Below are 10,959 nucleotides of genomic sequence, written 5' to 3' on the forward strand. Positions count from 1 at the left end.
GCGTCGACGCGCCGCAAATCCGCCGTGATTTGGGTGGCTGCGGCGTGGAGATGATTGATTGCGAAACCCTGCCCGAAGCTGTTCAGACGGCCTACCGGCTCGCGCAAAGCGGCGACATCGTGCTGCTTTCCCCCGCCTGCGCCAGCTTCGATATGTTCAAAGGCTACGCGCATCGGGCACAAGTGTTTGTCGAGGTGTTTGAAGCGTTGTGAGGCCGTCTGAAAAAAAACAGAACGGGTGCGTTAGCCGCTGCACACGGCTTTCATGATGAGGCCTTAACCGGTTTGCGCCATTATCCGCAGGAGCGGTTGCTGGAAATTTACCGGCCGGACAAGCCGCCGTTACATCTGACCGAAGTGGTTGATTTTTGGTTTGATTTTTTCAGTCCGCAGAATGTTCTGTTCGATATTTACCGTTATCCGGCAGCGGCCGTGCCGTCTGAGTTGTTGGAAGACTATCCGTGGCTCGGGCATTATCGGGAACAGGCGTGTACGGTGTACCGGTTTGCCGCCAGCGCGGGTTGCGACGGCGTGGCGGTATGCCGTACTTCGGGCGGGCTGAGTGTTCCGGACCTTTTTGAAAACCAAACTGACTTTTGAACATGAAAAAACGCCGCCTGTTGAAATACTTCTTGTCTGCCTGTGCATTGTTACTGTTGTGTGCTGCCGCTGCATTTTATTTTCTGACCAAGCCGCTGCCGCCGAAGATACTTGAAGGAGAAGCGGCGGCCAAGCCGATGGTGGCCAATGACCGGCCGATACCGTCTGAAATCAAAATCGACCGGTTGGTGGTGTATAAGGGCAAACGGCAGATGTGGGCATACAGCGGCGGCAGGCTGGTTAAAATCTACCCCGTGTCGTTGGGATTCAATCCTGTCGGGCACAAGCAGTTTGAAGGAGACGGCAAAACGCCCGAAGGGGTTTACCGCATCAACGAGCGCAATCCGCACAGCGGTTACCATAAAAATCTCGGCGTATCGTATCCCAACGAAGCCGATAAAAAGTTCGCCGCATCGCAAGGCAAAGACCCGGGCGGGCTGATTAAAATCCACGGCCTGCCCAACGGCAAAGGCAAAATCGGCCGCCAACACCTGCGGCGGGACTGGACAAACGGCTGCATCGCCGTTACCGATAACGAAGTCGACGAGCTGTACCGCAGCGTGGTGTATAACGCCGAAATCGATATACGCCCGTGATTAGGATACAATCGCGGTTTCGGCGGCAGGCCGAGGCCGTCTGAAACCGGAAGAAACCGAAAAATACGAAACCGAAAACGCAGCAAGGTGGGCCGGCGGCCGATGGGCTTGAGGCAGCTTGAAAGGCCGTCTGAAAACTGTCCGACGGCGTAAGGCAAACTTTGCGGCGCGTCATTTCAGACGGCCTTTGCCGGCCGTTTGGACAGCCTGAAAACCTTTTGGCCGAAGCCAAACACTATCCCGAAAAACCGTTCAGACGGCCTTTGACAATCCGTCTTTCAAAATACCTGAAAACAGAACCTGAAAAATCATGGCTAAACAGAAATATCCGAGCAAAACCGTATCGCTGCCCGCGCTGAAGGAGTCGACTTTTCTTGACAGGCAGATTATCCGCAGCGGCCACAAAACCGATCATTCGCTGATTTGGATGATTACGCTGATGACGGCGTTCAGCCTGTTGATGATTTATTCCGCATCGATTGCCTATGCGTCGCACGACGGCGGCAGCCAGTGGTTTTATTTCAACCGTCAGGCGATGTTTGTTGCCGCGGGCGCGTTGGCAGGGCTGGCGGCGTTTAAAGTACCGATGATTGTGTGGAAGAAGTCCACACCGACGATTCTGCTGGTGAGCTTCGTGCTGCTGGTGGCGGTTTTGGTGGTGGGGCGCGAGATTAACGGTGCGAAGCGCTGGATTCATGTCGGCGCAATCAATGTCCAGCCGACGGAAATCTTCAAGCTGGCGGTGGTGATGTATCTTTCCAGCTTCTTCACGCGCCGTGCGGAAGTGTTGAAACAGCTGAAAAAGATGGCTTTCCCGGGCGTGGTGGTCGGTGCGGGTTTGGCGCTGATTATGTTCGAGCCGGATTTCGGTTCGTTTGTGGTGGTCAGCATCATTGCGATGGGGATGCTGTTTCTGGCGGGGCTGCCGTGGAAGTGGTTTGCGCTGATGGTGGTGTCTGCGGTGGCGGGCATGGCCGCGCTGATTATGGTTGCGCCTTACCGTATGGCGCGCGTTTCGGCGTTTCTCGACCCGTGGGCCGACCCGATGGGCAAGGGCTACCAGCTTACCCACTCGCTGATGGCGATTGCGCGCGGTGAATGGTTCGGGCAGGGATTGGGTGCAAGCTTGGAAAAACGCTTTTATCTGCCCGAGGCGCATACCGACTTTATTTTTGCGGTGATTGGCGAAGAATTCGGTTTCTTGGGCATGTGTCTGCTGGTGTTCTGCTATGGCTGGCTGGTCATGCGTGCATTTTCCATTGGCAAACAGGCGCGCGATTTGGATTTGTTTTACGGCGCGTTTGTGGCCAAGGGCATCGGCGTGTGGATCGGCATCCAGAGCTTTTTCAATATCGGCGTCAACATCGGCCTGTTGCCGACCAAAGGCCTGACGCTGCCGTTTATGTCTTACGGCGGTTCGGCCGTGATTGTGATGCTGGTGTGCATCGCGCTGCTGTTGCGCGTGGACTATGAAAACCGCCTGAAAATGCGCGGTTATAAAGTGGAAGCATAAATGCCTGTTTTGCCAATAAAATCTGAAACAGGTTTCCAAAGGACGGAAAAATGACTGCAAAAACCTTCATGCTGATGGCCGGCGGCACCGGCGGCCACATCTTTCCCGCGCTGGCTGTGGCCGACGCGCTCAAAAAGCGCGGCCACCACGTTATTTGGCTGGGCAGCGAAGATTCGATGGAAACCCGCATCGTGCCCGAATACGGCATCCGCATCGAAACACTCGCCATCAAAGGTGTGCGCGGCAACGGCATCAAGCGCAAGCTCATGCTGCCGTTTACCCTGTTCAAAACCGTTCAGACGGCCATGGGCATCATCAAAAAACACCGTGTCGACTGCGTGATCGGTTTCGGCGGTTTCGTTACCTTTCCCGGCGGCGTGGCAGCGAAACTTTCGGGCGTGCCGATTGTGATTCACGAGCAAAACGCCGTGGCGGGCTTGGCGAACAAACAGCTTTCCCGTTGGGCCAAGCGCGTGCTTTACGCTTTTCCGCGCGTGTTCGAACATGAAAACGGTTTGGTCGGCAATCCCGTGCGTGCCGACATTGCCAATCTGCCCGCACCTGCCGAACGCTTTGCCGGAAGGGAAGGCCGTCTGAAAGTATTGGTGATGGGCGGCAGTCTCGGTGCGGATATTCTCAACAAACTGCTGCCGCAGGCATTGGCATTGCTGCCCGAAGCGCAACGCCCGCAGATGTACCATCAGTCAGGCCGCAACAAACTCGGCACGCTCGAATCCGATTACGCCGCGCTCGGCGTGGAAGCGCAATGCGTCGAATTCATTACCGACATGGTTTCCGCCTACCGAGATGCCGATCTTGTCGTCTGCCGTGCCGGTGCGCTGACCATTGCGGAGCTGACCGCCGCCGGTATCGGCGCGCTGCTCGTGCCGTACCCCCATGCCGTCGACGACCACCAAACCGCCAATGCCCGCTTTATGGTGCATGCCGAAGCAGGGCTGCTGTTGCCCCAAGCGCAGCTGACCGCTGAGAAGCTGGCCGAAATTCTCGGCAGTCTCGACCGCAAACGCTGTCTCGAGTGGGCGGAAAACGCCCGCACGCTGGCCATGCCCGACAGCGCCGACAACGTGGCCGAAGCAGCGGTTGCGGTAACGGCATAAGTTGCTTGCCGATGTGAAACAGGCCGTCTGAAAAGTTTTTCAGACGGCCTGTTGTATTGCGGAGCGAAGTATCTGTATCAAACGGGTGGATGCGTATTGAAAAGGGGTTATACGGGTAAGCCGAGCCGATCGTTGATCCGTTTTATGGCCGGGAATCCAAGTGAACAAAATAAGGCTGTTTTTGGATATTGAGTTGAAGGCGTATTTCGATCAGACCGATTTCCTCGACTTTCGTCATTCCGATACGGAATCAGGCCGTCTGAAAAACCGTTTTCCCGTTTTCAGACGGCGTTTTCAATTGTTAAAATGCCTTTACAATAAAATCATGGCGTATATCTGCCCAGCCCTTTAAAATGATGCTTTTTTAACGTCATTTCAGGCCGTTTCAGGCTGATTCGGAACACGGAAACATGAAAAACAGGGTAAGCAACATCCACTTTGTCGGCATCGGCGGCTCGGGCATGAGCGGCATTGCCGAAGTTCTGCATAATTTGGGTTTTAAAGTTTCGGGTTCCGATCAGGCGCAAAGCGCGGTAACGCGGCATCTGGCGGGGTTGGGCGTGCAGGTGTTCCCCGGCCATACCGCCGAACATGTCGCCGATGCGGATGTAGTGGTTACGTCCACCGCCGTTAAAGCGGACAATCCCGAAGTGCTGGAAGCACACCGGCGCAAGATTCCCGTGATTCCGCGCGCGCTGATGCTGGCCGAACTGATGCGTTTCCGCGACGGCATCGCCATTGCGGGTACGCACGGCAAAACCACCACCACCAGCCTGACCGCATCGATTCTGGCGGCGGCAGGGCTTGACCCCACTTTTGTCATTGGCGGCAAACTGACTGCCGCAGGTACGAATGCGCGCTTGGGCAAAGGTGAATACATCGTTGCCGAAGCCGACGAATCGGACGCATCGTTTCTGCATCTCACGCCGATCATGTCCGTCGTTACCAATATCGACGAAGACCATATGGACACCTACGGCCACAGCGTCGAAAAGCTGCATCAGGCGTTTGTGGACTTTATCCACCGCATGCCGTTTTACGGCAAGGCGTTTCTGTGTATCGACAGCGACCATGTGCGCGCGATTCTGCCGAAAATCAGCAAGCCTTTCGCCACTTACGGTTTGGACGATTCCGCCGATATTTATGCCACAGATGTTCAGACGGCCGGTGCGCAGATGAAGTTTACCGTGCATGTTGCACAAGAGGGTATCGAACCGTTTGAAGTGTTGTTGAACATGCCCGGTCGCCACAATGTATTGAACGCGCTGGCCGCCATCGGTGTGGCTTTGGAAGTCGGTGCTTCCGTAGAGGCCGTTCAGCAGGGCTTGCTCGGTTTTGCCGGAGTGGGCCGCCGTTTCCAAAGCTACGGCGACATCAAACTGCCGGGTGGCGGTACGGCCAAACTCATCGACGATTACGGCCATCATCCCGTTGAAATGGCCGCTACGCTTGCAGCGGCGCGGGGGGCATTTCCGGACAGCCGTCTCGTTTTGGCCTTCCAGCCGCACCGCTATACCCGTACGCGCGATTTGTTCGAAGATTTTACCCGCGTGCTGAATACCGTTGACGCACTGGTGTTGACCGAAGTTTACGCCGCAGGCGAAGAACCGATTGCCGCTGCCGATTCCCGCGCGCTTGCCCGCAATATCCGTGCCTACGGCAAGGTGGAGCCGCTTTATTGCGAAAACGTCAACGATTTGCCCGAAATGCTGCTGAATTTCCTGCAGGACGGCGATGTTGTGCTGAGCATGGGGGCGGGCAGCATCAACAAGGTGCCGCAAGCATTGGTGGACTTGAGCGGAACTGATTAACTGTATCCGAAACGCGGTTGGCTGCATCGTTGCCGTTTCCCGCGTAGGCCGGAACCTGTCATGGAAAAATTCGGTCGGAATTGCGATGAATGTTCAAACGGCGGAATGCTTTAATGCGGCACGGCAGGCTGTGTTCTCCGATTCGGAATATATTCGGATAAAATACATTGAAATACTCATTGAGGCCGTCTGAAAAAGATGACTGAATAGGGTAGGGCGGTTAAATGGCTGTTTTGATTGGTAAACCGGAGTTTTGGGCCAGATGTGTTTCAGACGGCGTATCCATTCATTAAGGTGGGCCGTCTGAAAATGCCGATGCTATGGTTTGCCGTTATATATGTGAAAAGGAACCGTTATGCCGTTTACTGCGGAACAGGAACAATCGCTGCTTGCCTGTAAGGGTATCGGCAAAACCGTTATCGAACGTTTGCGGCAGATGGGTTTGGACGATGTATCCAAACTGGCGGCGGCCGATGCCGCCGATATTCTCGAACAGGGTGCGGCGCTGACCGGGTCGACTTGTTGGAAAAACAGTCCGCAGGCCAAAGCAGCAATAACGGCGGCGGTGGAGTGGGCGAAAGCGCAATCGGGTGGAAATTAGCCGTTCCCTGCGCGGGCAGTTCCGATACACAATCACGACACTTTCAGACGGCCTGAGCGGATACCGTTAAGGCCGTCTGAAAACAAAATAATATAAGTAAGAAAGAAAAACATGCAGAGTTTTGGCAAAGTTGCCGTTTTAATGGGCGGTTTTTCCAGCGAGCGGGAAGTATCGCTGCAAAGCGGCCGCGCCGTATTGGAGGCCTTGAAAAGCAAAGGCATCGACGCACACGCATTCGATCCGAAAGAAACACCGCTGGGCGAATTGAAAACACAAGGTTTTCAGACGGCCTTCAATCTTCTGCACGGTACATACGGCGAAGACGGTGCGGTGCAGGGGGCTTTGGATTTGATGGGCATCCCCTATACCGGCAGCGGCGTGTTGGCATCCGCCGTGGGCATGGACAAATACCGCTGCAAGCTGATTTGGCAGGCCTTGGGTCTGCCCGTTCCCGAGTTTGCCGTGTTGCGGGCGGACAGCGATTTCGATGCCGTGGAGCGCAGATTAGGCTTGCCCATGTTTGTCAAACCCGCCGCAGAGGGCAGCAGCGTGGGCGTGGTCAAGGTCAAGGACGCAGGCCGTCTGAAAGAGATTTACGAATCGCTGAAGCACCTGCACGGAGAAATTATTGCCGAACGTTTTGTCGGCGGCGGCGAATATTCCTGTCCGGTCATCAACAATATCGGTTTTCCGAGCATCCGCATTATTCCGGCCACCGAATTTTACGATTATGAGGCAAAGTACAACCGCGACGATACGGTTTACCGGTGCCCTTCGGATTTGAGTGAGGCGGATGAAGCGCTGATGCGCGAACTGGCGGTGCGCGGTGCGGCCGCCATCGGTGCGGAAGGCTGTTGCAGGGTGGATTTCCTGAAAGATACCGACGGCCGGCTGTATTTGTTGGAAATCAACACGCTGCCCGGCATGACAAGCCACAGCTTGGTTCCGAAATCCGCTGCGCAGACAGGCTTGGATTTTACGGATTTGTGTATTGAAATTTTGAAGAGTGCCGTTGCTCATGTGGGATAATGCGGGTGCAATGGGGCGCGTTACGCGCTGGTTGTTGTTTTTGGTGGTTGTGCTCCTGTTGGGGGCGGGCGGGGCTTGGGTGTATAATTCCAACTATTTCCCCGTGAAAAAAGTGGATATTCAAGGCAAACTCGTCCATCAAAGTCCGAAAGAACTGCAAACTCTGGCGCAGCAATATATGCGCGGCAATATTTTCCGCGCCGATGTCAACGGTGCGCGGGAAGCGTTTCAAAAACTGCCGTGGATTGAGTCGGCGCTGGTGCGCCGCCGTCTGCCCGATACGGTGGAAATCATTCTGACCGAGCGTAAGCCTTTGGCTGTATGGGAAAATACAGACGGCCTGCTGGATACTAAAGGCAATGTATTCCAAGCATCGGTTAAGGACAAACTGCCCGTGTTCGACGGTCAGCAGGGTTCGGGTAAGGATATGGTTCAGCACTACCACGATTTCTCGGAAATCCTCAAACCGCGCCGTCTGAAAATCAGAAAACTGATTTATACGCCGCGTTCGGCGTGGTCGGTAGTGCTGGATAACGGGGTAACCGTGCGGCTCGGCAGGGAAAACGAAATCAAACGTTTGCAGCGTTTTGCCGATATTTGGCCGGAAATGCTGAAAAAAGATGAAAACCGTCTGGGGTATGTCGATATGCGCTATAAAGACGGCTTTGCCGTCCGTTATACGCAGGCAGTGCCGACGCCGTCTGAAAACGCAGCGTCCGGCGCAGCAGCGACAGATTGAAAAACGGATTTGAATTTAACGAATGGAACATTATGGTACAAGGTAAATACATCAGCGCATTGGACATTGGCACATCAAAAGTGATTGCGCTGATCGGCGAAGTGCAGGAAGACAACGAAATCCACATTATCGGTTTGGGACAAGCGCCTTCGCGCGGTTTGAAAGCAGGCATGGTGACCAACATCGATGCCACGGCACAAGCCATCAAGCAGGCCGTCAACGAAGCCGAGTTGATGGCCGATATGAAAATCAGCCATGTAACCACAGGTATCGCGGGTAACCATATCCGCAGCCTGAATTCGCAGGGCGTGGTTAAAATCAAAGACGGCGAAGTTTCCCAAGCCGACATCGACCGTGCCATCGAAACCGCTAAAGCCGTAAATATACCGCCCGACCACAATATCCTGCATACCGTAGTACAAGAGTATATTATTGACAACCAACCAGGGGTTAAAGAACCCATCGGTATGAGCGGTGTGCGTCTCGATACCCGTGTCCACATCATTACCGGCGCGATTACCGCTTTGCAAAATATCCAAAAATGTGTAAACAGATGCGGTTTGCACATGGATCAAATCATGTTGCAGCCTTTGGCCAGCGGACAGGCCGTTTTGACCGAAGACGAAAAAGATTTGGGCGTGTGCGTCATCGACATCGGCGGCGGTACCACCGACATCGCGGTTTATACCAACGGTGCCATCCGCCATACCGCCGTAATTCCCGTCGCCGGCGATTTGATTACCAAGGATTTGGCGCAGGCTCTGCGTACCCCGCACAGTGCTGCCGAATACATCAAAATCCACCACGGTGCCGCCATCGCTTCAATGGAAGGCTTGGATGAGATGGTGGAGGTGCCGAGTGTGGGTGACCGTCAACCGCGCCAGATTTCACGACGTGTATTGGCCAGCGTGATTGGCCCGAGGGTAGAGGAAATTCTCGAGCTGACTTTGAATGAGCTGCGCCGAAGCGGTTTCCCCGAAGAAGTGCTGACATCAGGTATCGTGTTGACAGGCGGTGCATCGCTGCTCAACGGCATCGTAGAATTGGCAGAAGAAGTGTTCAATCTGCCGGCCCGTATCGGGGTGCCGTCTGAAATGGGCGGGGTGTCCGAACGCATCCGTAATCCGCGTTATGCTACCGCTATCGGCCTGCTTCAGGCGGCCCGCGGGGAGGTTGAGGGTGCACCGGTCAGTGGTGCCGTATCTGTCAATGAAGGCGGGAAGGTCAGCCTTTGGGCAAGATTCCAGAAATGGTTGAAAGACAATTTCTGATAAAAGCAGGTTTTTTACCGAAAGTAGAGTTTTCTAGGATAATTTTCGGAAGAATCGGGCTTTAAACGGGAAGGCAGACATGTTCCGCATATCGGTTTCATGTCTGCCTGATTATGTAAAAAGTATTTTTGCCAGCGGCTTGCTACTTCTTATATAATATCAAAACGTGTTATTTACAAATCCGTCCTCAAAGCAGGGCGCGGAGGAAAATTTAAATGGAATTGGTTTACGATGTAGTAGAGTCTGCCGCAAGCCCTGCGGTTATCAAAGTAATCGGTTTGGGCGGAGGCGGGTGTAACGCCATCAACAACATGATTGCCAACACCATTCAAGGTGTTGAATTTATTAGTGCAAATACCGATGCGCAAGCATTGGGCAGAAATAATGCCTCCAAACGCATCCAGTTGGGTACCAACCTGACCCGCGGTTTGGGAGCCGGTGCAAATCCCGAAATCGGCCGTGCCGCCGCACAGGAAGACCGCGAAGCCATCGAAGACGCCATCCGCGGTGCGAATATGCTGTTCATTACCACCGGTATGGGTGGTGGAACCGGAACCGGTGCCGCCCCCATCGTTGCCGAGATTGCCAAAGAAATGGGCATTTTGACCGTGGCGGTGGTTACCCGTCCGTTCACTACCGAAGGCAAACGTGTTGCCATTGCACAGGAGGGTTTGGAACAGCTTAAAGGTCAGGTTGATTCCCTGATTATCATCCCTAATGACAAACTGATGACCGCATTGGGTGAGGATGTAACCGTGCGCGAAGCATTCCGCGCGGCAGACCGTGTGTTGCGTGATGCCGTTGCCGGTATTTCAGAAGTCGTTACCCGTCCCGGTTTCATTAACTTGGACTTTGCCGACGTGAAAAACGTTATGGGTATTAAAGGCATGGCCATGATGGGTACAGGTTATGCTCAAGGTATCGACCGTGCACGTCTTGCTACGGAGCAGGCCATTTCCAGCCCCTTGCTGGATGATGTTACTTTGGACGGTGCGCGCGGTGTGTTGGTTAATATTACTACCGCTCCCGACTGCCTGAAAATGTCGGAATACCGCCAAATCATGCAGGCGGTTAAGGAAAATGCGCATCCTGATGCCGAATGTAAATACGGTACTGCAGAAGACGAAGCGATGAGCGAAGATGCCATTCGTGTAACCATCATTGCTACCGGTTTGAAAGAAACCGGTGTGGCCAGTTTCCGCAACAGCGGCCGTCATGCCCAAGTTCGTGAAGAGGCTTATGCTCCGCAGCATCAGCAACAGCAAGGCGGTATTGACGGCTTGGTACGTTCCGGCCGTAATGCCCGCGGGATGAATTTGGCTGCATCGGATTTTTCCAACCAATCGGTTGTAGATGATTTTGAAATTCCCGCTATCTTGCGCCGTCAACCTGATTAAGGTTGAAGCAGATTTAAAAAACCGTAGGTAAGTCCTACGGTTTTTTCTTGTCAGTCAGGCCGTCTGAAACGAGTTTTTATCCAAACTTCCGTGTTTCAGACGGCCTGAGACCTTTGCAAAAAAACCAAAACTCCTCTAAATTCTCCTAAAGAATTCAGAGGAGTTTTTTTATGAGCAGCTTTTTCCACCAACAAGCCCAAATCATGATGAGCAAACATATCGACAGCTACCCGTTGCTCAAAATTAACCAGCTACTCGATTGGCAGCCCATCGAACAACTTCTCA

The 10,959-nt window shown here is 53.9% G+C and carries 10 protein-coding genes and 2 pseudogenes; all 12 read left to right on the forward strand.

Translation table 11 applies throughout. The features are described 5' to 3' along the window. Positions 1-212: pseudogene (gene murD, locus ACEYDX_RS11895) on the forward strand (UDP-N-acetylmuramoyl-L-alanine--D-glutamate ligase); the annotation flags it as partial. Between the two features lie 72 nt (positions 213-284). Continuing rightward, on the forward strand, positions 285-599 hold the full coding sequence (locus tag ACEYDX_RS11900; RefSeq protein WP_373742230.1) for a hypothetical protein: 315 nt from the start codon (positions 285-287) through the stop codon (positions 597-599). 2 nt (positions 600-601) lie between these two features. Continuing rightward, positions 602-1,195: a murein L,D-transpeptidase family protein gene (locus ACEYDX_RS11905; protein ID WP_373742231.1), complete on the forward strand. Its 594-nt coding sequence runs from the start codon at positions 602-604 to the stop codon at positions 1,193-1,195. A gap of 310 nt (positions 1,196-1,505) precedes the next feature. Further along, positions 1,506-2,708 carry a putative lipid II flippase FtsW gene (gene ftsW, locus ACEYDX_RS11910; RefSeq protein ID WP_373742232.1) on the forward strand — a complete coding sequence of 401 codons (1,203 nt, stop codon included), beginning with the start codon at positions 1,506-1,508 and terminating at the stop codon, positions 2,706-2,708. A gap of 50 nt (positions 2,709-2,758) precedes the next feature. Then, positions 2,759-3,826, forward strand: coding sequence for an undecaprenyldiphospho-muramoylpentapeptide beta-N-acetylglucosaminyltransferase (murG, locus tag ACEYDX_RS11915; protein ID WP_373742233.1), 1,068 nt, complete (start codon positions 2,759-2,761; stop codon positions 3,824-3,826). Positions 3,827-4,236: 410 nt separating this feature from the next. After that, positions 4,237-5,637, forward strand: a complete 1,401-nt coding sequence (murC, locus tag ACEYDX_RS11920; RefSeq protein WP_373742234.1) for a UDP-N-acetylmuramate--L-alanine ligase — start codon at positions 4,237-4,239, stop codon at positions 5,635-5,637. 355 nt (positions 5,638-5,992) lie between these two features. Next, positions 5,993-6,238, forward strand: coding sequence for a recombinase RecA (locus ACEYDX_RS11925; protein WP_373742235.1), 246 nt, complete (start codon positions 5,993-5,995; stop codon positions 6,236-6,238). A gap of 111 nt (positions 6,239-6,349) precedes the next feature. Beyond that, positions 6,350-7,267 carry a D-alanine--D-alanine ligase gene (locus ACEYDX_RS11930; RefSeq protein WP_373742236.1) on the forward strand — a complete coding sequence of 306 codons (918 nt, stop codon included), beginning with the start codon at positions 6,350-6,352 and terminating at the stop codon, positions 7,265-7,267. Further along, positions 7,257-8,006, forward strand: a complete 750-nt coding sequence (locus tag ACEYDX_RS11935) for a cell division protein FtsQ/DivIB (RefSeq protein WP_373742237.1) — start codon at positions 7,257-7,259, stop codon at positions 8,004-8,006. Before ACEYDX_RS11930 ends, ACEYDX_RS11935 begins: the two co-directional genes overlap by 11 nt. Before the next feature lie 29 nt (positions 8,007-8,035). After that, positions 8,036-9,277, forward strand: a complete 1,242-nt coding sequence (ftsA, locus tag ACEYDX_RS11940; RefSeq protein WP_373742239.1) for a cell division protein FtsA — start codon at positions 8,036-8,038, stop codon at positions 9,275-9,277. A 215-nt stretch (positions 9,278-9,492) separates the two neighbouring features. Continuing rightward, positions 9,493-10,674 carry a cell division protein FtsZ gene (ftsZ, locus tag ACEYDX_RS11945; protein WP_373742238.1) on the forward strand — a complete coding sequence of 394 codons (1,182 nt, stop codon included), beginning with the start codon at positions 9,493-9,495 and terminating at the stop codon, positions 10,672-10,674. 170 nt (positions 10,675-10,844) lie between these two features. Next, a pseudogene (locus tag ACEYDX_RS11950) lies at positions 10,845-10,959 on the forward strand (IS5/IS1182 family transposase); the annotation flags it as partial.

The organism is Neisseria sp. (genome assembly GCF_041804105.1).
In the GTDB taxonomy this organism is placed as follows: domain Bacteria; phylum Pseudomonadota; class Gammaproteobacteria; order Burkholderiales; family Neisseriaceae; genus Neisseria.